At 69.2% G+C, this 21,737-nt stretch carries 20 protein-coding genes; 17 read left to right on the top strand and 3 right to left on the bottom strand.

From position 1 onward, the window contains the following. Window positions 1-13: 13 nt before the first annotated feature. On the bottom strand, window positions 14-1,321 hold the full coding sequence (locus KNN16_RS03980) for an Nramp family divalent metal transporter (RefSeq protein WP_303899064.1): 1,308 nt from the start codon (window positions 1,319-1,321) through the stop codon (window positions 14-16). Between the two features lie 192 nt (window positions 1,322-1,513). Here KNN16_RS03980 and KNN16_RS03975 point away from each other — a divergent pair, with 192 nt between their 5' ends. From KNN16_RS03975 to iolO, 17 genes are all read left to right on the top strand, one after another. After that, entirely contained in the window at window positions 1,514-2,188 is a 675-nt protein-coding gene (locus tag KNN16_RS03975; RefSeq protein WP_299282870.1) for a hypothetical protein, read from the top strand. A gap of 29 nt (window positions 2,189-2,217) precedes the next feature. Continuing rightward, on the top strand, window positions 2,218-3,171 hold the full coding sequence (locus tag KNN16_RS03970) for a glycosyltransferase (protein WP_303899061.1): 954 nt from the start codon (window positions 2,218-2,220) through the stop codon (window positions 3,169-3,171). A 114-nt stretch (window positions 3,172-3,285) separates the two neighbouring features. After that, a complete protein-coding gene (locus tag KNN16_RS03965) occupies window positions 3,286-4,890 on the top strand; it encodes an FAD-binding oxidoreductase (RefSeq protein ID WP_303899058.1) in 1,605 nt (534 codons plus the stop codon). A 158-nt stretch (window positions 4,891-5,048) separates the two neighbouring features. Then, window positions 5,049-6,119: a LacI family DNA-binding transcriptional regulator gene (locus KNN16_RS03960; RefSeq protein ID WP_299282878.1), complete on the top strand. Its 1,071-nt coding sequence runs from the start codon at window positions 5,049-5,051 to the stop codon at window positions 6,117-6,119. Then, entirely contained in the window at window positions 6,116-7,096 is a 981-nt protein-coding gene (locus tag KNN16_RS03955) for a sugar ABC transporter substrate-binding protein (RefSeq protein ID WP_303899055.1), read from the top strand. The genes KNN16_RS03960 and KNN16_RS03955 overlap by 4 nt, the downstream gene beginning before the upstream one ends. 87 nt (window positions 7,097-7,183) lie before the next feature. Further along, window positions 7,184-8,200 carry an ABC transporter permease gene (locus KNN16_RS03950; RefSeq protein ID WP_303899054.1) on the top strand — a complete coding sequence of 339 codons (1,017 nt, stop codon included), beginning with the start codon at window positions 7,184-7,186 and terminating at the stop codon, window positions 8,198-8,200. 60 nt (window positions 8,201-8,260) lie between these two features. Continuing rightward, window positions 8,261-9,031, top strand: a complete 771-nt coding sequence (locus KNN16_RS03945) for an ATP-binding cassette domain-containing protein (protein ID WP_303899051.1) — start codon at window positions 8,261-8,263, stop codon at window positions 9,029-9,031. Then, a complete protein-coding gene (iolM, locus tag KNN16_RS03940) occupies window positions 9,028-10,230 on the top strand; it encodes a scyllo-inosose 3-dehydrogenase (protein WP_303899048.1) in 1,203 nt (400 codons plus the stop codon). The genes KNN16_RS03945 and iolM overlap by 4 nt, the downstream gene beginning before the upstream one ends. 12 nt (window positions 10,231-10,242) lie before the next feature. Beyond that, complete coding sequence (locus KNN16_RS03935; protein ID WP_299282891.1) at window positions 10,243-11,271, top strand: alcohol dehydrogenase catalytic domain-containing protein; 1,029 nt, start codon at window positions 10,243-10,245, stop codon at window positions 11,269-11,271. 56 nt (window positions 11,272-11,327) lie between these two features. Continuing rightward, window positions 11,328-12,302 (top strand): 3-dehydro-scyllo-inosose hydrolase, encoded by a 975-nt coding sequence (iolN, locus tag KNN16_RS03930; RefSeq protein ID WP_299282894.1) that lies wholly within the window; start codon window positions 11,328-11,330, stop codon window positions 12,300-12,302. A 33-nt stretch (window positions 12,303-12,335) separates the two neighbouring features. After that, window positions 12,336-13,760 (top strand): tagaturonate epimerase family protein, encoded by a 1,425-nt coding sequence (locus KNN16_RS03925; protein ID WP_303899043.1) that lies wholly within the window; start codon window positions 12,336-12,338, stop codon window positions 13,758-13,760. 62 nt (window positions 13,761-13,822) lie between these two features. Then, window positions 13,823-14,125, top strand: a complete 303-nt coding sequence (locus tag KNN16_RS03920) for a DUF2442 domain-containing protein (protein ID WP_303899041.1) — start codon at window positions 13,823-13,825, stop codon at window positions 14,123-14,125. A gap of 114 nt (window positions 14,126-14,239) precedes the next feature. After that, window positions 14,240-15,250, top strand: a complete 1,011-nt coding sequence (locus tag KNN16_RS03915) for a D-isomer specific 2-hydroxyacid dehydrogenase family protein (protein ID WP_303899038.1) — start codon at window positions 14,240-14,242, stop codon at window positions 15,248-15,250. A gap of 12 nt (window positions 15,251-15,262) precedes the next feature. Further along, complete coding sequence (locus KNN16_RS03910) at window positions 15,263-16,777, top strand: gluconokinase (protein WP_303899035.1); 1,515 nt, start codon at window positions 15,263-15,265, stop codon at window positions 16,775-16,777. Continuing rightward, window positions 16,764-18,176 carry an NADP-dependent phosphogluconate dehydrogenase gene (gene gndA / locus KNN16_RS03905; protein WP_303899032.1) on the top strand — a complete coding sequence of 471 codons (1,413 nt, stop codon included), beginning with the start codon at window positions 16,764-16,766 and terminating at the stop codon, window positions 18,174-18,176. The genes KNN16_RS03910 and gndA overlap by 14 nt, the downstream gene beginning before the upstream one ends. Further along, window positions 18,173-19,006: an SDR family oxidoreductase gene (locus KNN16_RS03900; protein ID WP_299288181.1), complete on the top strand. Its 834-nt coding sequence runs from the start codon at window positions 18,173-18,175 to the stop codon at window positions 19,004-19,006. Before gndA ends, KNN16_RS03900 begins: the two co-directional genes overlap by 4 nt. Window positions 19,007-19,011: 5 nt before the next feature. Beyond that, window positions 19,012-19,836 (top strand): 5-keto-L-gluconate epimerase, encoded by an 825-nt coding sequence (gene iolO, locus KNN16_RS03895; protein WP_303899028.1) that lies wholly within the window; start codon window positions 19,012-19,014, stop codon window positions 19,834-19,836. A 10-nt stretch (window positions 19,837-19,846) separates the two neighbouring features. On the opposite strand, the gene KNN16_RS03890 is transcribed toward iolO, so the two are convergent. Continuing rightward, window positions 19,847-20,287, bottom strand: a complete 441-nt coding sequence (locus KNN16_RS03890) for a nucleotidyltransferase domain-containing protein (RefSeq protein WP_303899026.1) — start codon at window positions 20,285-20,287, stop codon at window positions 19,847-19,849. 62 nt (window positions 20,288-20,349) lie between these two features. Continuing rightward, entirely contained in the window at window positions 20,350-21,711 is a 1,362-nt protein-coding gene (locus KNN16_RS03885; protein ID WP_303899023.1) for an acyl-CoA dehydrogenase family protein, read from the bottom strand. Window positions 21,712-21,737 lie beyond the last annotated feature (26 nt).

Genomic DNA, 21,737 nt, shown 5'->3' with positions numbered 1-21,737 from the left:
TGCCGCAGGCCCTTCATCCGCGGATCAGCGCATAGAGCAGGTAACCGTTCAGCCCGACGACGAGGGTCCCCATCCCCAGGGCGAGGAGGGTGGTCAGCGGCCGGTTGGCCAGATCTCCCATCAGATCCCGCCGCGCGGTGAAGAAGATCAGCGGGAACACGGCAAAAGGCAGCCCGAAGCTCAGCACCACCTGGCTGATGACCAGCGTGCGGGTGGGATCCCACCCCAGCCCGATGACCACCAGGGAAGGCAGCATCGTCACCAGCCGTCGCACCCCCACCGGGATGCGACGGCGCAGGAAGCCCTGCATGATGATCTGCCCGGACATGGTCCCCACGGTGGACGAGGAGAGGCCGGAGGCCAGCAGGGCGAGGGCGAAAGCTCCACCGGCCACCGGTCCAAACAAGGGGTGGAGGGTGCGATAGGCTTCCTCCAGGGTGCCAATCTCCGAAAGGCCCCGGGCGTGGAAGGTAGCCGCAGCCATCATCAGCATCGCCGCGTTGATCAGGCCGGCGATCCCCATGGCGAGGGCCACATCGATCTGCTCGAACTGGAAGAGGCGGCGCCGCAGGGCTGGATCACGGACCACAATGCGATCCTGGGTGAGGGCGGAGTGAAGGAAAAGCGCGTGGGGCATCACCGTGGCCCCCAGGATCCCCACCGCCAGCAGGACGCTCTCCGGCCCGGCGAACCGCGGCGGCAGGAACGCGTGAAGGACCTCCCGCCCATCCGGGCGGACGATGAGGATCTCCACCACATACCCGAGGGAGACCACGCCGATCAGCGCGGTGATCACCCCCTCCAGGGGGCGGAAGCCATGGCGCTCCAGGTCCAGGATGGCGAAGGCCGCCAGGGCGGTGAGCAACGCGCCGGCCCACAAAGGGAGCCTCAGGAGCAGATGGAAGCCCACCGCGGCGCCCACGAACTCCGCCAGGTCGGTGGCCATGGCGACCAGCTCCATCAGGACCCACAGGAGAAAAGAGAGGGCCGGTGGGAAGTGCTCCCGGCAGAGCTCCGCCAGGTTCCGCCCGGTGGCGATGCCCAGCTTGGCGGAGAGAGCCTGGAGGAACATCGCCATCCCGTTGCTGAGGAAAATCACCCAGAGGAGCAGGTAGCCGAAGCGCGCGCCCCCCTGGATGTTGGTGGCGAAGTTCCCCGGATCCATATAGGCGACGCTGGCCACGAAGGCTGGGCCCAGGAAGGGCCACACGCGGGCCAGGCCCCGGGGCGCCTCCTTTCCCATCAGCACCCGCAGCGCCTGCTCCACCGTCCCCCGATCCCCTGGCCGGATCCCCCGGGTTGCCTCCAGGAAGTCCTCCATCCCCTTCGCCCCCGCGTTGATTTTCAACATGCCTAAATTTACCACAACGCGGCGACCCATGGCCACGCGGGCTTCCGCCGGGCGACCTCCCGGCTGTGCGCGCGATCCACCCGCCCGGAGGGATTTGGCGAAGCGGGGGAAGTGCGGATAAAATTTTTCTGGAATTTTCGGAAACATCGTGAGGTTGAGGAGATGGGCGCCCTCACCCGCCGTCAGCGGGAGTTCCTGGCCGCCTTCCTGCGGTTGTATCGCCGATGGCGTCGGCCGCTTCACTACGCCGTGGTGGCCCGCGCCCTGCGAATCGGCCGGGCCACAGCGTATGAGATGCTGGCAATGCTGGAGCGCGTTGGCCTGGTGGAGCGGCGCTATGAAAGCCGGGCCGGGCCGGGCCGGCCCCGGGTGGTCTTCCGGCCCACCGCCCGCGCGCCCCAAATCCTGACCCCGGTATGGGACGCCGGGGTCTGGCGGGGGGTCCGGGCGCGCGTCGAGGCGGAGGTCGCCGCCCTGCAGGCCCGGCTGGAGCCCGGGGCGCTGCTACGCTGGCTGCTCGCCACGCCGGAGCGGGCGCCGGTCGCTGAAGGGATGGCTCGCATGGCCGCCGGGCTGATGCTGGTGTTCCGTCTGCTGGAGCCGTCCGGCCCGGAAGGGCGACCCCTTCCCGCCCGCCGGGGGCTGGATCTGGGCGCCCTGGCCGGGCTGAGCGCCGCCCTGGTGGCCCTGACCCGCCCTTCCCCGCAACAGATCCAGGCGTTGCTGGAGAAGATCCGCTGGTTCCAGGAACAGTGGGAGCGCCTGGATCCCCTGGACCGGCGTCGGCTTTCCCGGTTCGCCATCCGGATCCTGGAGGGAGGAGCGGCGTCCGGGTGACGCTCGAACCCGCCGGGGAGGTGAGGCCGATGGTCAGCGTGATCATCCCAACCCTGAACGAAGCGGCGTATCTCCCCCAGCTCCTCGAGGCCCTGGCCCGTCAGACACAGCCGCCGGAGGAGGTGATCGTCGCCGACGCGGGGTCGGAGGATGGGACGCCGGAGATCGCCCGGGCCTGGGGCGCTCGGGTGGTCCCCGGTGGGCGCCCGGCCGTCGGCCGGAACGCGGGGGCGCGGGCCGCCCGGGGGACCTGGCTGGTCTTCCTGGACGCGGATGTGGTCCCCCGTCCGGATTTCCTGGAGAAGGCGATGCGGGAGATCGAGGCGCGGCGTCTGGATGTGGCCACATGCTTGATGGAGCCCCTGAGCCCCCGGCCGACGGATCGGGTGTTCCACGAGGTGGCCAACGGATATCTGCTGGCGCTGCAATGGATCTCCCCCCGCGCGCCGGGGTTCTGCATTCTGGTCCGCCGCGCCCTCCACGAGGCCATCGGGGGGTTCGATGAAACCCTGTTGCTGGCCGAGGATCACGATTACGTGCGACGGGCGGCCCGCCACGGCCGGTTCGGGGTGCTGACCTCGGTGCGCATCCCGGTCTCCACCCGCCGGGTGGAGGAGGAGGGCGTTTTCCCCTTGCTCTTGAAATATCTCTGGGCGGAAGCCCATGTATGGGCCGGGCGGCCCATCCGATCCCTTCCCTTCGATTACGCGTTCGGGCATCACCACCCATCCTCACGTCCAGGTGGATACGCGGAAAGGGAAGAAGAAAGGAAAGGGACATGGCTGGCCTGGCCGCCCGTCCTCCATCCTCGATCCGTGATGGGAAGGATCGGAAGCCGCTCTGGACCCCTTCCAGTGCCCTGGAGGTGGAGGCTTCTTTCGGGAGATCGGCCTCTGCCGGCCTCCCGATCGAAGGCCCATGAGGGGCGATTCGAATCAGCCGCCGGGGGCCGCCCTTCACCCCCCTCCTCTGGAGACCGGTAGGAGGGCTTTCGCTTTAACCTGGAGATCGCCGCTGAAGCGAATCCTACCGATGCGGTCTATATCCTCACTCGTTGATCATTTACACGGGCGAAGCTCCAGCTCAGAGGGCCTGGCATGCCGGATCGCCTGCGGAAATGGAACGGCTGGGGATATGAAGGGGAAGGGATCCCGACGGAGCGGGTCGCCCGCTGGTTGAAAGCGGTGGAGCCATGGCTGCGGGTCTCCCCGAAGGATTACCAGCCGCCCGTTCCCCTGGAGTCCCTTCAGATTCCTCCATCCCGGATCGCCCTGGAGATCCCGGGTTTTCAGGGCGCCCTCCTGGCCACGGATTATGAGCGGGCGCTGCACGCAGCCGGGCGGAGTTTCGGGGATCTGGTGCGGTTGCGGACCGGGCAGGATCTCTGTTTCCCCGACGCGGTGACCTATCCGGAGGATGAAGCGGATCTCCTCCGCCTGCTGGAGGTTGCTGAGCACCGATCCATCGCGCTCATTCCCTATGGAGGCGGGACCTCCGTCGTTGGCGGGGTGGAGCCCGCTGTTCCCCCTGGCTTCCAGGGGGTCCTCTCGGTGGATCTCGCCCGGATGAATCGAATTCGATTCCTTGATCCCTCCGGCCGTCGGGTTCGGGCGCAGGCGGGGATTCGCGGGCCGGATCTGGAGGAGGCGCTACGGGCGCATGGCTTAGCCTTCCGGCATTATCCCCAGTCCTTCCAGATGTCGACGCTGGGGGGCTGGATCGCAACGCGGGCGGCGGGGCATTTCTCCACCGCGTGGGGAAGGATCGAGCATCGCGTGGAAAGCCTGCGGGTGCTCACCCCCCGCGGGGTTCTGGAGACCCGGGAGGTGCCCGCCTCGGCCTCGGGGCCGGATATGCGGTCGTGGGTCGTGGGGAGCGAGGGGGCGTTCGGATTCATCACGGAGGCGGTGGTGCGGGCGGTGCGGCCGCCGGTCGCCAAGCGGGCGGGCGGTTTTCGTTTCCCGGAGTTCTCGGCCGGTCTGGAGGCCATGCGGCGGATTCTGCAGGCGGGCTTAACACCGGCCGTCCTCCGTCTGCTCGATGAATATGAGGTAGCGATCAGCGCCGCCCTCGCCGGTCATCCGCTGGAACCGGGCGCCCTGCTTCACATCAGCCTGGAGATCGAAGATCTCGAGGACGCGCATCGGGTGGAAGCCGAATGGCGCTCGGCCCTCCGATGGATCGAACGGGCAGGGGGAATTCCAGCGCCCGAGGCCGTGGAGACGTGGAAACGGGCCTACTTCGAACAGCCTTACTGGCGCGATGTCATGATCGATTTCGGCCTGCTCCTGGATACGGTGGAGACCGCTGTGCCGTGGTCCCGGGTGGAGGAAACCGTGCGGACCGTGCGGGAGCGCTTGATCCAGCGGATCGATCGCTGGTCGCCGGTCGGTGGGGTGATGTGTCGGGTGACGCATGGCTATCCAGACGGATGCGCCCTGTATTTTACTTTCTTCGCCCGTCCATCCCGGGAAGCGCTGCGCGAGGCGTGGCGGGATCTCCAGCGGACGGCCCTGGAGGCGTTTCTGGAGTGCGGGGGGACGATCACCCATCACCATGGAACAGGACGGGATTTCCGATCGTTCCTGGTCGCAGAGCATGGCCCCCTGGCACTGGATCTCCTGCAGCGCGTGAAGGCGGCCCTGGATCCGGCCGGGATCATGAACCCGGGCGTGCTGGTGGCCCCCGCGCCGCACGGGTAGTCCGCGCGGCACCGAAAGATCGCTTCTCCTCCGGGCTTTTCCCTCACCCTCTTGCAGCGGGCTCCCTTGGAGAACCGGAAAGCCTGGACGCTGCAACCCCTTGACAGAATCGGCCGCCCCAGATATTATTGGGGAAAAATTGCACACGTGTGCAATCCATGGGCCGTCGCGCCTCCCGTCGGGTCTCGATCAAGGACATCGCCCGGAAGGCGGGCGTCTCCCACTCCACGGTCTCCCGGGCGTTGCGGGGAAGCCCCCTGGTCAACCCCCGCACGGCGGAGCGGATCCGCCGGCTGGCGGCGCGGATGGGGTATGTCCCCAACGCCGCCGCCCGCAGCCTGGCCACCGCTCGCACCGGCATCGTCGGCCTGGTGATCACCACCCTGGCCGATCCCTTCCTGGCGGAGATTGTCCGCGGCGTGGAGGAGGTCGCCCTGGAGGCCGGCTATCGCCTGTTCCTGGCCACCTCCAACGCGGACCCTGAGCGGGAGCTGGCGGCGGTGCGGGCCCTGGCCGAGAGCCGGGTGGAAGGGGTGATCGTGGCCTCCTCCCGCGTCGGCGAGCTCTACCTCCCGCACCTGGAAGCCCTGGGCGTCCCCATCGTGCTGATCAACAACCAGCGGGAGGAGCCCTTCATCTACTCGGTGGCTTCGGACAGCTATCAGGGGGCGGTGCAGGCGATTTCTTACCTGGTGGAGCTGGGCCACACCCGCATCGCCTACATCGCCGGCCCGCCCACCGCCCGCTCGAACCGGGAGCGCCTGGCCGGCTACCGGGAGGCGATGGCCCGGGCCGGGCTCCCCCTGGATCCTGCCTGGATCGCCGAGGGGAACGGCCGGCCGGAGGGCGGGGAATGGGGGATGCGCCGCCTGCTGGAGGCCCCGCGCCGGCCCACGGCGGTGTTCTGCTACAACGACATGACCGCCATCGGGGCCCTGCGGGCCGCCCGGGCGGCCGGCCTGCGGGTCCCCGACGATCTCTCAATCATCGGCTTCGATGACATCCTCTTCGCCGCCTACACGGAGCCCCCCTTGACCACCGTCGCCCAGCCCAAGTATGAGATGGGGCGGACCGCGATGAGCATGTTGCTGCGCCTGCTGCAGGGGGAACGAACGCCGACGCATCTCCGGCTGCCCTGCCGGCTGGTGGAGCGCGCCTCATGCGGCCCGCCCCCGGAGGAAAGGATGGACCTTCTCCCCTTACCCCTCACCGAAAGGAGGTTGCCATGATCCGTCACGCCTACCGCTGGATCCCGATCCTGCTGGCCCTCGCCCTGCTGGCCGGAGCATGCGCCCCGGCCACGCCCGCCCCCGCCCCGGCGAAGAAGGAGTTCACCTTCTACATCGTCTCCCACGGCGGCCCCGCGGACCCCTTCTGGGGGGTGGTGATCAAAGGGATGAACGACGCCGCGAAGGTCTATCCGGTGGAGGCCAAATACTTCGGCCCCGAGAAGTTCTCCATCGAGGAACTGGTCAACCTCCTCAACAGCGCCATCGCCGCCAAGCCCGACGGCCTGGCGGTGACCATCACCGACCCCAAGGCCCTGGATGAGCCGCTGCGCCGGGCCATCCAGCAGGGGATCCCCGTGGTGGCCATCAACGTCGCCGACCCCCGCCCGGAGGGCGAGCGCATCCCGTATATGTTCTACATCGGCATGGACGAATACCTGGGCGGGGTGCGGGCGGCCCAGCGGATGCTCGCCGTGCGCACGCCCAAGCGGGCGTTGTGCGCCATCCACGAGGTCGGCCACGTGGGCCTGGAGGCCCGCTGCCAGGGCTTCCTCGATGAGATGAGCAAGAAGAACGTGCCAGTGGAGAAGTTAGACATCGGCACGGACCCCACCAAGGCCGTGGAGGCCCTGAAGGCCTACTTCACCCGCAACCCCGACACCGATGCCCTGCTCACCCTCGGCCCCCTGGGCACGGACCCGGCGGTGAAGTTCCTGAAGGAGAACAACCTGGTCGGCAAGGTGCTCCACGGGACCTTCGACCTGCACCCCGGGACGCTGTCGGCGATCAAGGAGGGGGTGACGCTGTTCGCCATCGATCAGCAGCAGTATCTGCAGGGCTACATGGCCATCACCTGGCTCTACCTCTACAAGAAATACGGGCTGCGCCCGGCCAACGATGTGCTCACCGGGCCCGGGTTCGTGGACAAAGACAACGTCGGCCTGGTGGAGGAGCTGATCAAGCAGGGGATCCGCTGATTCGGTGACGAAGGGGGCGGGGGGTGGGATCCTCCACCCCCCGCCGAACAGGGGATCTCCCACCCGACGACCCAGGGAGCGTTCCGGATGGATCCCGAGACGGTCCAGGCCTCATCCCGCCGGCCAACGTATGGGCCGCGCTGGGCCCGGGCGATCCGCCTGTCCGGGTGGCGGCGTTATCCCGAAGTGGGGGCGCTGGCCGGGTTCCTCGCGGTCTTCATCGGGTTCTCAGTGGCCGCTCCTTACTTCCTGACCCTGGACTCCCTGGCCGGGATCATGACCATCGCTGCCGAGCTGGGCCTGGTGGCGGTCGGCGTCACCATGCTGATGATCGCCGGGGAGTTCGACCTCTCCGTCGGATCGGTGCTGGGGGTTTCGTCCATGGCCTTCGCCCTGATGGTCCGGGCGGGGTGGCCGCACCTTCCGGCCTTCGGGGCCGCCCTGGCCCTGGCGGCGGCCATCGGGGCGCTGAACGGCTGGGTGGTGACCCGGGGGCGCCTGCCCTCCTTCATCGTGACCCTGGGTTCGATGATGTTCTGGCGCGGGGTGCTGCTGGCGGTGACGGGCGGCTTCCCCATCGCGTATGAGGGGAAATCCTCCCTGATGTTCGCGCTGTCGGGACGGCTGCCCGGGGGCTTCCACGCCTCCGCCCTCTGGTTCCTGGCCGTTGCCGGGATCGCCACCGTGGTCCTCACCCGCACCCCCTTCGGCAACGCGGTGTTCGCGGCCGGCGGGAACCCCCAGGCGGCCCGGGCCCTGGGCGTGGAGGTGGACCGGGTCAAGCGGATGGGCTTCGTCCTGACGGCCACCCTGGCCGCCCTGGCCGGGATCATCCAGTTCAGCCGCTTCGGCTCGGTCGATCCCCTGCGCGGAGAAGGTGTGGAGCTGGAGGCCATCGCGGCGGCGGTGACCGGCGGGACGCTGCTCACCGGCGGCTACGGCAGCGTGATCGGGACGGTGCTGGGGGCGCTCATCGTGGGGATGGTGCGCAACGGGCTGGTGCTGGCCGGGGCGCCCGCCTACTGGTATCGCGCCTTCATCGGCCTGGTCCTGGTGCTCGCGGTGATCATCAACCTGCGGATCCGACGATCCGTCGGGTCATGAGCAAGCCCGCAAGCGCCCGAACCCTGAAACGTCGGACTTCGCGGAGGGCAGGAGAGGGCCATGACAGCCGGTCGCTGGCTGGTGGAGATGCGAAGGATCGTCAAACGGTTCGACGGCGTGGAGGCCCTGGCCGGGGTGGATTTCGCGGTGGGCTATCAGGAGGTGGTGGGCCTGCTGGGGGATAACGGGGCCGGCAAATCCACCCTGATCAAGATCCTCACCGGGGTCTATCCGCCGGACGCCGGGGAGATCTACTTCGAGGGACGGCCGGTCCGCTTCCGCTCGCCCCGGGAGGCCCGGGCCCTGGGCATCGAGACGGTCTATCAGGACCTGGCCCTGGTGGAGATGATGAGCATCGCCCGCAACTTCTTCCTGGGCCGGGAGCCGGTGCGACGGATCGGGCCGCTCGCGTTCCTGGACATGAAGGAGATGGGGCGGGTGACCCGGCAGGTCCTGGAGGAGATCGGCATCCGCGTGCGCTCCGTGTGGGAGCCGGTCTCCGCCCTCTCCGGCGGCGAACGCCAGTCCATCGCCATCGGCCGCGCCCTCCATTTCGGCGCCCGCCTGCTGATCCTCGACGAGCCCACCTCCGCCCTCTCCATCAAGGAAACGCGCAAGGTGCTGGGCTACGTGGAGGAGGCCCGCCGTCGAGGGCTCTCGGTGATCTTCATCACCCACAACATCTATCACGTCTATCCGGTGGCCGACCGGCTGGTCATCCTGAGCCACGGCCGCAAAATCGGGGATTTCCCCAAGCATCAGATCTCGCCCGAGCAGGTGGCGGAGCTCATCGCGGGCGGGATCACCATCCCGGAGGAGGAGAAGCCATGAAAGCGGTGGTGGTGGAAGCGAAATGGGATCCCCGTCCGGATTACCCGCTCTCGGATTGGGAGCGGGAGACCGGCAAGGCGATCACCGGGTCCAGCATCTGGCGGCATCCCCGGTTCGCGATCCAGGAGGTCCCCGACCCCACCCCGGGCCCGGATGAGGTGGTGATCCGGGTGAAGGCCTGCGGGGTGTGCGGGTCGGATCTCCATTTCTACGAGACCGATGCGGAGGGCTACATCCTGTATCCCGGCCTGGTGAAGTTCCCGGTGATCCCGGGCCACGAGTTCTCCGGGGAAGTGGTGGCGGTGGGAAAGGAGGTCCGGGATCTGCGGCCCGGGGATATGGTGACTTCGGAGGAGATGCTGTGGTGCGGGGTCTGCACGCCGTGCCGCAGCGGCTTCTTCAACCACTGCACCAACCTGGAGGAGCTGGGGTTCACCGTGCCTGGGGCCATGGCGGAGTATGTGGCCGTCAAAGCCAAATACTGCTGGAAGATCGACGCCATCGCCGAGCGTTACGGCGACGTCGACAAAGCTTATGAAGCAGGATCGCTGGTGGAGCCCACCGGCGTGGCCTACAACGGGATCTTCATCCGCGCGGGCGGGTTCCGGCCGGGGGCCTACGTGGCCGTCTTCGGGGCGGGGCCCATCGGCCTGGCGGCCATCGCCCTCTCCCGGGCGGCGGGGGCCGGCAAGGTGATCGCCTTCGACGTGAGCGCGCCGCGACGGGAGATGGCCCGGCGGATGGGAGCGGACATCGCCCTGGATCCCCGGGAGGTGGCCCCCAGCGAAGCGGTGCGGGAGCTCACCCGGGGGGAGGGCGCCGACCTGTTCGTCGAGGCGGCGGGGGCCCCCACGCGGACGCTGCCGGAGATGGAGAAGGCCCTGGCCATCAACGGCCGCATCGTGGTCATCGGCCGGGCGGCGGAGCGGGTGCCGCTGTATCTGGAGACCCTGCAGGTGCGGCGGGGGCAGATCTTCGGCTCCCAGGGCCACTCGGGCGACGCCATCTTCCCCAGCGTGATCCGGATGATGGCCGCCGGCCTGATCGACATGACCCGCATCATCACCGCCCGTTATCCCCTGGACCGCGCGGTGGAGGCCGTGGAGCGGTTGAGCCAGCGGCTCGACGCCAAGATCACCATCAAGCCGGACCTGCGGGAGGTTCCGCAGGCGGAGCCGGCCGCCGCGGCCGTGGCCTGAAGGAGGCGTTCCATGGCGGGAACCCGTATGCCGGCCATCGTCTTCCAGGGGGAAGGACGCTGGGCGCTGGAGGAGCGGCCTCAGCCTTCCATCCGGCAACCGGACGAGGTGCTCCTCCAGGTGGAGGCCTGCGGCATCTGCGGAACGGATCTGCACATCCTGGAGGTGCCTCCGGGGCATCCGGCCACCCCCGGGGTGATCCTGGGCCACGAGGTGATCGGCCGCGTCGTGGAGGTGGGGCCGGCGGTGACCCACCTGCGGCCGGGAGATCGGGTGGCGGTGGCCCCGAACCTGTATTGCGGCGTCTGCCGGTTCTGCCAGCGCGGGCTTTACAACCATTGCGAACAGTTCACCACCTTAGGGGTCTTCCTGGACGGAGGCCTGGCGCCCTACGAAGTGGCCCCCGCGCGGGCCCTGTTCCCCATCTCCCCGGAGATCCCCCTGGAGCGGGCGATCTTCACGGAGGTGCTCTCCACGGTGGTGGGCGGCACCTCGCAGATCCGCCTGCACCCGGGGGAATCGGCAGTGGTGCTGGGGTGCGGGCCGGTGGGGCTGCTGTTCATCCAGGTCCTCCGGGCCAGCGGGGCCGGCGCCCTGATCGCGGCGGACATCGCCCCCTTCCGCCGGGAGTTCGCCCGACAGGTGGGGGCCGACATGGTGATCGACCCGCAGACAGAGGATCTGGAAAGCCGGGTGCGGGAGGTCACCGGGATCGGGGCGGATGTGGTGGTGGACGCGGTGGGCTCGCTGATGACGACGGCGCTGCGGCTCGCCCGGCCGGGCGGGACCGTGGTCCTCTTCGGCATGAACGCCCGGGCCCGGGCGGAGGTCGCCCAGTATGAGATCACCCGGCGGGAGCTGCGGGTGGTGGGCAGCTACGTCGGCCGTCACACCTTCCCCCTGGCCATCCAGATGCTGGAGCGCGGGGTGATCCGCCCCGAGGCGCTGGTCACCCACCGCCTGCCGCTCTCCCGCTTCGGGGAGGGGCTGGAGCAGCTGCGCCGGGGGGAGGCGGTGAAGGTGATGATCGTGCCGACATAAGCGGCAGGCCGTCCACGAATGAGGGACACCAACACATCCACGGCAGGAGGTTCGCGATGGGCAAGTGGCAGATCCCACCGGAAGGCGGCCACATGGATCGGCCGACGGGGATTTACTTCCAGAACATGACCGGCAAGCAGGTCATGGAGCGCCTGAAGCAGAACGACCTGATCATCATCCCGGTGGGCGCGACGGAGGCCCACGGCCCCCACGCGCCCTACGGGGAGGACGTCTTCCTGGTCACCCGGATGGCCGAACAGGTGGCCCTGCGCACCGGGTGCACGGTGAGCCAGCCGTTGTGGTTCGGCTCCCATCCGTATCACCACATGGGGATGCCGGGGACCATCGTGGTGCCGGAGGATGTGTTCGTCGGGATGCTCACGGCCATCATCGCCGGGTTCTGGAACGCCGGCTTCCGCAAGCAGATCATCCTCAACGGCCACGGCCAGGAATACGTCATCCCCATCGCCATCCACCGCTTCGCCAAGACCTACAAGGTGCCTGCGGTCATCGTCAACGTCAACTGGTATCACGCCATCCCCGATCATTTCAAGCTGAAGTCCGAAGGCGGGCCCTACGAGACCCACTTCATCCACGGAGATGAGGTGGAGACCAGCTGGAGCCTGGCCCTGTTCCCCGAGTTCATCCACATGGAGGACGCGGTGGACACGGAGCCTTACAGCTTCCTGCCCACCGACAGCGAGCACATCGACAAGGCGGGGAACCTGTTGCGCAAGCCGATCGCCTGGTATGCCCAGGTGGGCCTGCGCCCCATCGAGGTGAAGGCCTACCAGCCGGGCGTGGTGGGCAAGGCCACCCTGGCCAGCGCCGAGAAGGCCAAACCCGGGGTGGAGCAGCTCCTGGACTACCTGGAGAAGCTGGTGCGGGACATCCTGGAGGCGTTCCCGCCGGGGAAGCTGCCCCCGCTGGAGGGGGTGACCGAGCGGGAGCGGGAGATGCTGGAGCCCTACCTCAAGATGCCCTTCGAGCCCGGCTGGCGCAGCCTGTATGAGCTCCATTACCCGATGTGAGCGGCAGCGTCCGGGAGGAGGAAGCGCTCCTCTATGATGCTCTCCCCGGAGGTCCTTGCGGAAGGACTGCGTCCGTATGGGCTCCATCTGATCGCGGAATCCATCCGGGAGCTCCCCGACGGCGGAGCGATCTTCGCCGCCCACCAGGGAAACGAACGGCGGATCGGATGGATCGGGGAGGCATCCCCCTTCCCCGCCCCGGATCCTCGCATGCCGATCCGTATCCAGGGGCAACCCGTGTGGATCCACCCCTGGACGTGGGCGCATTATTGCCTCCTGCGGGAACGCCTCCCGGCCCTGTCCCCCGCGCGGTGCGATCGGCCTGCCTCCTTCGGGGCGGGGGATCGCCTGGGGATGGTCACGGCGGCTCAGATCGCCGCCCTGGAGCGCTACCCGGTCTTCCCGGTGCTGGCCCAGCAGTCCCCCCGGGAGCTCGCCCGCACCGGCCGGGATTTCCAAACGGTCCTGCTCGATGCCGCGTGGGGGGTCTTCGCCTCCGGATTCGCGGGCCCCTTCGGCGCCGACGCCGATCACCTCCAGGATGAGGCGCAGCTGCGGGCGGCGGCCGAGGCCGGCTACTCCCTTTACACGTTTGATCTGCGCCGGGCCCTGGCCCGGGGCCCTCGCCCGTGGGAGGCGCTTTCGCCCCTCGCCCGCTTGGTGGTCGCCGAGCTGGCGGACCGGCGGGTCGAGACGCCGGAGGGCCTGCGAACCCTGGAGGAGCCCGCCCTGCAGGCCGCGGCCTGCCGCTATGAGCCGGCCCTGGAGGAGGTGGTCCGCGGGGCCGAGATCCTCCGCGACCAGGGGATCGCGGCCGACCTGGAGGTGTCGGTAGACGAGACGGAGGAGGAAACGACTCCGGAGGCCCACGCGTTCATCGCCGTGTATCTGCAACGGCGCGGGGTGGCCCTGTGGAGCCTGGCCCCCCGCTTCCCGGGGGTCTTCGAGAAGGCCGTCGATTACGAAGGGGAGGTGGAGCGCTTCGCGCAGGCAGTCGCCCTCCACGCCGCCGTGGCCCGGACCTTCGGGGGCCACCGGCTCAGCCTGCACTCCGGCAGCGAGAAGTTCCGCATCCTCCGGGTCTTCCGAGAGGCAACCGGAGGACACTTCCACGTGAAGACCTCCGGGACCACCTGGCTGCAGGCGGTGCGGGTGGTGGCGCGGGTAGCCCCCGCCCTCTTCGCCGAGCTCTACGCCATCGCCCGGGCGCATCTGGAGGAGAGCCGCCGGGATTACCCCATCGCGTTGCGGCCGGAGGCGCTGCCCCCTGCTCTCCCCGACGATCCCGAAGCCGCGCTGGTCGACCGCGCCGTGCGACAGCTCTTCCACATCTCTTACGGCGTGCTGTTGCGCGAGCGAGGGCCCGCTATCCGGGCGCTCCTGGAGGCCCACGAGGCGGAGCACTTCGCCGCCGTCCGGGAGAACCTGGAACGCCACCTAGAGGCATTGCTAAAATAGATCCGGGATAAGAGAATCCAATCGCTTCACCTCAGCGATCCGCCAGCCCAACGGAGGGATGAATGAATGAGCTTCGCAGGCCCAGGCCGATCGCCGTGAAAGCGCTTCCGGGATGTCGACTCTGGATCCGATATTCGGATGGCGTAGAAGGCACGCTGGATCTCTCGGACCTGGTTGGGAAAGGCGTCTTCGCGGCATGGGAGGACGAACAGGAGTTTGAGAAGGTCCATATCGGATCCGGCAGGGAGATCTCCTGGGGCAAGGAGATCGAGATGTGCCCGGACGCGTTGTATCTGTGGATCACCGGGAAGCGGCCGGAAGATCTGTTCCCAAGGTTGCGCGAACTGGTTCAGCAGCATGCCTGAGAGCTGTGGGAACGCGCCGTGCAACATCAGCCGCTCTATCGCCTGCCTCCTCTCGAATGAGCCTCCCCTGGAAGATCGATCCGCCTCGATCCTTAGTGGAGAAGGATAGCCGCTATGCGTCCGCGCATCGCCATCGTGAACTCCAGCAGCTTTGGCCGCTACTTCCCGGAGCACCTGGAACGCCTATCCACCCTGGGGGAGGTCCGGCGGCTGGACTTCCCCCCGCACATCGATGGCCGGGCCCTGGCCGAGGCGCTCCGCGGCTTCCCGATCCTCATCGTGAGCGTCACCCCGCGGTTCGGCCCGGAGTTCTTCGCCCATAAGGACGAAACCTGGCTGATCGCCCGCCACGGCATCGGAGTCGACAACATCCACCTTCCCTCCGCCACCGCCCACGGGGTCCTGGTCACCCGGGTGACGCCCTGGATGGAACGGGAGGCGGTGGCGGAGCTCACCGTCGGGCTGCTGCTCGCCCTGCTCCGCCGCATCCCCGAGGCCGCCGCCGCGGTCCGGGCGGGCCGCTGGGCGGAGCGGGCGGCCTTCGTCGGATGGGAGCTCCGGGGCAAAACCGTAGGGCTCATCGGCTTCGGGAACATCGGAAGCCGGGTGGGGGAGATCCTGGCCCAGGGCTTCCGCGCCCGGGTGCTGGCCTATGATCCGAACGTGCCCCCGGAGGTCATCCGGGCGGCGGGGGCCGAGCCGGCGGACCTGGAGACCCTCCTTCGGGAGGCTGATATCCTCTCCCTGCACGCCGCCCTCACTGAGGAGAACATCCATATGCTCTCCCGCGAGGCCTTCGCGAAGATGAAGCCGGGCGTGATCCTGGTGAACACCGCCCGAGGGGAGCTGATCGACGAGGCCGCCCTGATCACCGCCCTGGAGGAAGGACGGGTGGCCGGCGCGGCGCTGGACGTGATGACGGAGGAGCCCATCCCCGCCGATCATCCCTTGCTGCGCTTCCCCAACGTGCTCATCGTCCCCCACATCGCCGCGTATACCCGTGAGACCCTGCGGCGGATGGGAGAGAAAGTGATCTCCGATGTGGAGCGGGTGCTGCGCGGGGAGATCCCGGAGGAAGTGGTGAACCCGGAGGTCCTTCCCCATGCCCGGGCCTGGCGACGATGATCGGAGCGGACGATGCGGATCCTCGCCGTGGACCTCGGCACCACGCACGTGAAAGCGGGCTGCCTGGACCCCGAGGGCCGGCTCCGGCGCCGGGCGGTGCGGGCGCTTCCGCTGCTGCGGGATGAGACCGGCCGGGCGGAGCACGACCCGGAGGCCCTGTGGGATGCGTTCGTGGCCGCAGCCCGGGAGGCGCTGGGGGAAGAGGCCCCGGCGGTGCGCGGGCTGATCCTCTCAGCCTATCAGCTGGGCCTGCTGCCGGTGGACGCGCAGGGGCGGCCGCTGATGGGCCTGATGACGCTGCTCGACACCCGGCCCCGGGAGACTTTCCCGGGCTTGCTCGCCCGCATCGATGGGGCCATCCTCTATGCCCGCACCGGCTGCCCGCCCCTCTTCCATTACCCCCTGGCCAAGCTGGAGTGGCTCCGAGCTCGTCGCCCGGAGATCTTCCGGGCGGCCCGCTGGTTCCTGGGAGCGAAGGAATATCTGCTGCTGCGGCTGCTCGGGGAGCCCTTCACCGAGCCCTCCCTGGCCACGGCCACCCAGCTGATGGACCTGCGCACCCTGCGCTGGGACCCGGAGCTGCTGGCGGCGGTGGAGCTGTCCGCGGATCGCCTGCCGGAGGTGGTGGCCCCGGAGGCCCGCCTGGGCCCGCTGCGGCCGGAGGCGGCGGCCGCCCTGGGCCTCCCGCCGGAGGTGGAAGTGATCGCCGGGGTCTACGACGGGGGGGCGATGGGCCTCGGGCTGGGCGCCCTGGCGCCGGGCGTGGGCGTGATGAACCTGGGCACCACGGCGATGATCCGCATGATCGCGGCGCAACCGGTTCTGGACCACAGCCCCCGCATGCGGCTCCAGACCTACGCGTTGCTCCCGGGACGGTGGTTTCCCGGCGGGGCCCTCAACAACGCCGGGATCGTCCGTCAGTGGCTTCAGGAGGCAGTGCTGCGGGTGGTCGACGCGGAGGCGGAAACCCTGGCCGAGGCGACCGCGGGGCCCACGGGGATTCTGTTCTTCCCCTTCCTCACCGGGGAACGGGAGCCCGGGATCGGCCCTATGGCCTCCGGGGTGATCTTCGGCCTGCGCGTCCACCACGGGCGGGGCCACCTGATCCGGGCGGCGATGGAGGGGGTGGCCTTCGCCCTGCGCCGCCTCCTGGAGGCGCTGTGGGAGAACGGGCTGCGACCCAACCGGCTGCGCGCCGGAGGCGGCGGCACCCGTTCCCCCCTCTGGATGCGGATCCTGGCCTCCGTCCTCGCGACCCCCATCGAGGTCCCTGAGATCCCGGAGCCCGGCCTCCTCGGCAGCGCCATGCTGGCCTGGAAAGCCCTGGGGGTCCTCCCGGACCTCCCCGAACATCCCCCGGAGACGCCGGTCGCGGTGTATCCTCCGGTGGAGGAATGGGTTCCCGCCTATGCGGAACAGTTCGCCCGCTTCCAGGCCGTGCTGGCGGATCTGGAGGCAGCGTTCCAGCATGGAGGGAGTTCCGAAGCCCACCACCTCACGATGGGAGGCGCGCATGAACCGTTGTGAGATCGGAATCATCGGCCTGGCGGTGATGGGGCAGAACCTGGCCCTCAACTTCGCCCGCCACGGCATCCCGGTGTGCGTCTACAACCGGACCCGGGAGCGCACCGAGGCCTTCATGCGGGAGCGGGTGCGGGGCGAGCCCATCACCCCGGCGGATTCGCTGGAGGAGCTGGCCCGGCGCCTGACCCGTCCTCGCCGCATCCTCCTGATGGTCCAGGCCGGGCCGGCGGTGGATCAGGTGATCGAGGCCCTGCTTCCCTTCCTGGAGCCCGGGGACCTGGTGATGGACGGCGGGAACTCCCATTACGCGGACACCGAGCGGCGGATGGAGGCCCTGGCCGCCCGTGGGATCCGGTTCCTGGGGGTGGGGATCAGCGGAGGGGAGAAAGGGGCGCTCCTCGGCCCCTCGATCATGCCCGGGGGGACGCCGGAGGCGTATGCCCTGGTGGAAGAATTCCTCCTGCGCATCGCCGCGCAGAGCGAAGAGGGTCCGTGCTGCGCCTATATGGGCCGGGGCGGCGCCGGCCATTTCGTGAAGATGGTGCATAACGCCATTGAATACGCCTTCATGCAGGGCATCGCCGAGGCCTACGATTTCATGAAAAACGCGCTGGAGATGCCGGCCGACGCCATCGCCGGGACCTTCGCGCGCTGGAACGAGGGGACGCTGAACGCGTATCTGGTGGAGCTGGCCGCGCGGGTGCTCCGATACCGGGATCCCGAGACCGGGGAGCCCCTGGTGGAGCGGATCCTGGATCAGGCGGAGCAGAAGGGAACCGGCCGCTGGGCCGCCCAGGCCGCCCTGGAGCTGGGCATCCCGACTCCCACGTTGACGGCGGCGGTCATCGCCCGCACCCTCTCCCACTTCAAGGCGGACCGGGAGCGGATCGCAGCCGGCTTCCCCTGGCCCGATCGCCGGCCGGAGATGACGGAGCCCGCCGCCCTGGCGGATCTGGAGGCGGCACTGAACCTGGTGGTGCTGAGCGCTTTCTCTCAGGGCCTGTGGCTGCTGCATGAAGCCTCCCGGGCCTACCGCTACGGGACGGATCGGACCGAGGTGCTGCGGGTGTGGCGGGCCGGCTGCATCATCCGCGCCCGCTGGCTGATCTTCCTGCGGGAGATCCTCCGTGAGGACCCCGAGGATCCTCACCTCCTGTTCCACCCGCGGTTCCGCCGGGAGCTCCAGGATCGCCTTCCGGCCGCCGGCCGGGTCCTGGCCCGGGCCTTCGAGGCCGGGATCCCCATGCCGGCCCTGCGCACGGCGGTGGATTATGTGCTGTCCATGCGGCGAGCGCGGCTGCCGGCCAACCTCATCCAGGCCCAGCGGGACGCCTTCGGCGCCCACACCTACCAGCGGATCGATCGCCCGGGGACGTTCCACACGGAGTGGGAGGAGGGATGAGCTTCCTGGAGGACCTGTTCTCGCTGAAGGGGAAGGTGGCCCTGCTCACCGGGGGAGCAGGGGTGCTGGCCGGGGCCATCGGCCGGGGCCTGGCCCGGGCGGGCGCCCGGGTGGTGTTCACCGATCACCGTCCGCCGGGGGAACGCCTGGAGGCCCGGCTGCAGGCCCTGCGGGCGGAAGGGCTGGAGGTCTACGGCGAGCAGATGGACGTCCTGAAGCGGGAGGAGATCGAGGCGGCGGCGGAGCGGGTGCGGCGGGCGATCGGGCCGGTGACCATCCTGGTCAACCTGGCCGGGGGCAATCTCCCGGAAGCCACGGTGGGGCCGGAGCGCCCGTTCTTCGATCTGCCCCTGGAGGCCCTGGAGAAAGTGGTGGCCCTGAATCTCTTCGGCGGCGCCATCCTCCCCAGCCAGATCTTCGCCCGGCAGATGGTCGAGGCCGGCGAGGGGGTGATCCTCAACGTCTCCTCCATGGCCGCCTTCCGTCCCCTGAGCCGGGTGGTGGGCTACGCGGCAGCCAAGGCGGCGGTGAACAACTTCACCCGATGGCTGGCCGTGCATCTGGCCCGGGAGTATTCCCCCCGGATCCGGGTCAACGCCATCGCGCCGGGGTTCTTCCTGACCGAGCAGAACCGTTTCCTGTTGCTCGATGAGCAGGGGAACCTGACCCCTCGCGGGCGAGCGATCCTCGCCCGCACGCCCATGGGGCGGTTCGGAGACCCGGAGGATCTGGTGGGCACGGTGATCTGGCTGGCCTCCCCCGCCAGCGCCTTCGTCACCGGCATCGTGGTCCCGGTGGACGGCGGGTTCGACGCGGATTCGGGAGTGTAGCGCGGATGTTCCCGCTGGCCTTCGTCCTTTCCTGGCAACCGACGCGCTTCGAGGCCGCCGCGGCCGTCGAGGATCTGGAACACGCCCTGGAGCAGCTCCGGGGGCTGGGGTATCAGGGCGTGGAGCTGGCCATCCGGGATCCCGCCGCGGTCCCGGTGGAGCGGCTGCGGGCGCTCCTTGCGCGTTCCGGCCTGCGGGTCCCGGCCATCGGCACCGGCCAGGCCTGGGTGGAGGAAGGGCTCTCCCTCACCCATCCGGATCCAGAGGTGCGGCGGGCTGCCCTGGCCCGGCTGGAGGCTCATCTGGACCTGGCGGCGGAGTGGGGCGCGCAGGTCATCATCGGGCTGATCCGTGGAAGGCGCATGGAGGGCGTGGAGGCCGAGCGCGCGCGGGGATGGCTCATCGAGGCGCTGGATCGTCTGGCTCCCCGCGCCGCCGCCCGGGGCGTCCGCCTCGCCCTGGAGCCGCTGAACCGGCGGGAGACGGACTTGCTGAACACCGTGGCGGAGGTTCGGGCCATGGTGGAAGCCGTCGGCCATCCGAACGTGGGGGTGCTGGTGGATACGTTCCACGCCTCCCTGGAGGAGCCCTCCATCGAGAGGGCCCTCGAGGAGGCCGGCGATCGGCTTTTCCATGTCCACATCGCCGACTCCAACCGGCGGGCGCCGGGATGGGGTGGGTTGGACTTCCGGCCGGCCCTGAAGGCCCTGGAGCGGATCGGCTACCGCGGGTGGCTCTCCGCGGAGGTGATCCCCTCCCCTACCCTGGAGGCGGCCATGATCCAGGTCGCCCGCTGGGCCCGCGAAGCCCTGGGGGCTCTTCCAGCGTGAGGTCCCGTCCTCATTCCTCAGACAGCGATCGGATCCGCCATCCGGAGGGCAGGCGTTCCACCTCCCCGCGGGCTTTCCATTGCTGGAAGATCTCCCGCATGCGGGCGAAGGACCCTCGATCCCAGAGGACGATGCCGTGGTCCAGGGCCTCCAGGAGCAGCGGATGGCGCGCCTGGAACATCCGCTCCCATTCCGGACGGCTGTAGGGGAACAGATCCACGTTCCCTTCCACGAGCGGGGCGAAGCGAAGGATCCGATCGATCAGGCGAAGGCCGTCCGCCTCCCGGAGGCCTAAGAGGAGATCATAATCGCTGCGCCAGGACCAATCCCCCCGGGCGATGGATCCGAACAGCACGAGGAACTCGATCTCCTCCCCGCGCTCCTGGAGGAGCCGCTCGACGGTGCGCCGGAAGCGCTCCTCATCGGGAGGGCCGGATGAAGGACTCCGCAAAGCGGATCACCTCCGCCGCATCCTGAAGGGCCTGGCCGGGCGTCTAATCGTCTAATGCGGGTTCAGTCTGATCCAGGGACCCGGACCTGAGTGGAGGGGATCTGAGGATAAGGGACGCCGGCCAGATCCGAGGCCCAGAAGGATTCCACCAGGGCCAGCATGTTGATCTGGTTGGTGCCTTCGTAGATCGGGTTCAGCCGAACGTCCCGCAGGGCCTTCTCCACCCCCCAGGCCGGCACGTAGCCCCAGTCCCCCATCAGGTCCAGCGCGCGGGTGGTGATGTAAACCCCGAGATCGGCGCACAGGGCTTTGGTGGCGGCGGCGATCCCCTGAACGGGGCGTCGATACCGGGCGCTCTGCCAGACCATCGCCCGCATCGCCATCGTCAGGGCCCACAGCTCGGCCAGGGCGACCTGCACCTCCGGATACGCCAGCAGGGCGCGGTTCCCCAGGCGGGTTTCCCGGGCGAAGCGGGTGGCGGCCTCCACCGCCCCGCGGGCGATCCCCAGGGCGATGGCCCCCACCACCGCCCGCGAGTAATTGAGGACGTTCCGGTTCAGGGCCCAGCCCGAGCGCTCCGGGCCGATGCGATGGGTCTCCGGGACGAACACCTGGTCGAAGAACAACTGGGTGGCATCGCAGGCCCGCTGGCCCAGCTTGCGCTCCCGTCGCCCGGTCCGGAACCCTTCCCGTCCCCGCTCGACGATGAAGGCGGTGAAATCCCGATCCACCCGCGGCGGCTGGCCGTCCTCCCGCTCCAGCACCGCGAACACCACCACGTAGTCCGCGCGGCTTCCGCCGGAGATGAAGACCTTCTGGCCCTGGATCACATAGCCCCCGCGAACCTTGCGGGCAACGGTGCAGAAGCGGGCGGAGGTGGCGCCCTCGCTCTCCTCCACATCGGAGCCCGCCTCCGGCTCCGTGATGGCATAAGCGACCAGGCGGATCTCCCCGCGCCGGTTGGCGCGACAGATCGGCCACAGCCACCGGCGCCAGACCCCCAGGTCGCCGCAGAGCAACAGCGGGGCCATCCCCAGGTCGTGGAACAGTAACGCCAGCCCAATGCCCCCGCAGGCGGCGCAGAACTCCTCCGCTTTCAAGGCGAAATGGAAGATATGCCGCCCGGAGATCGCCCGCCAGGGCATGGTGCCGATGGGCCACGGCGCGGCCTCGGAGAGGAAACCCCGACGGCCGGCCTCCCGATACAGCGGCCCGAGATCTACCCCTTCCGGATCTCGATCCGCCTCCCGGGCGAGGGGCGCAATGAACTGCTCCGCGAAGCGCCGGTAGGCCCGGCGACGCCACTGCAGATCCCGGGGCAGCGTGCGCGTGTCCCGCTCCCACAGGGTCTCCGTGGAATGGTCATACAGCCAGCGCCCCAAGGGCTTCAGGCGCTGGATGGAATCGAGCAGCTCCGGATGCATCGCGCCTCCTGTTCCTCAGAAAAAAG

This window comes from Thermoflexus hugenholtzii (genome assembly GCF_018771565.1).
In the GTDB taxonomy this organism is placed as follows: Bacteria; Chloroflexota; Anaerolineae; order Thermoflexales; family Thermoflexaceae; genus Thermoflexus; species Thermoflexus hugenholtzii_A.
This window is presented reverse-complemented; position numbering and strand designations above follow the sequence as displayed.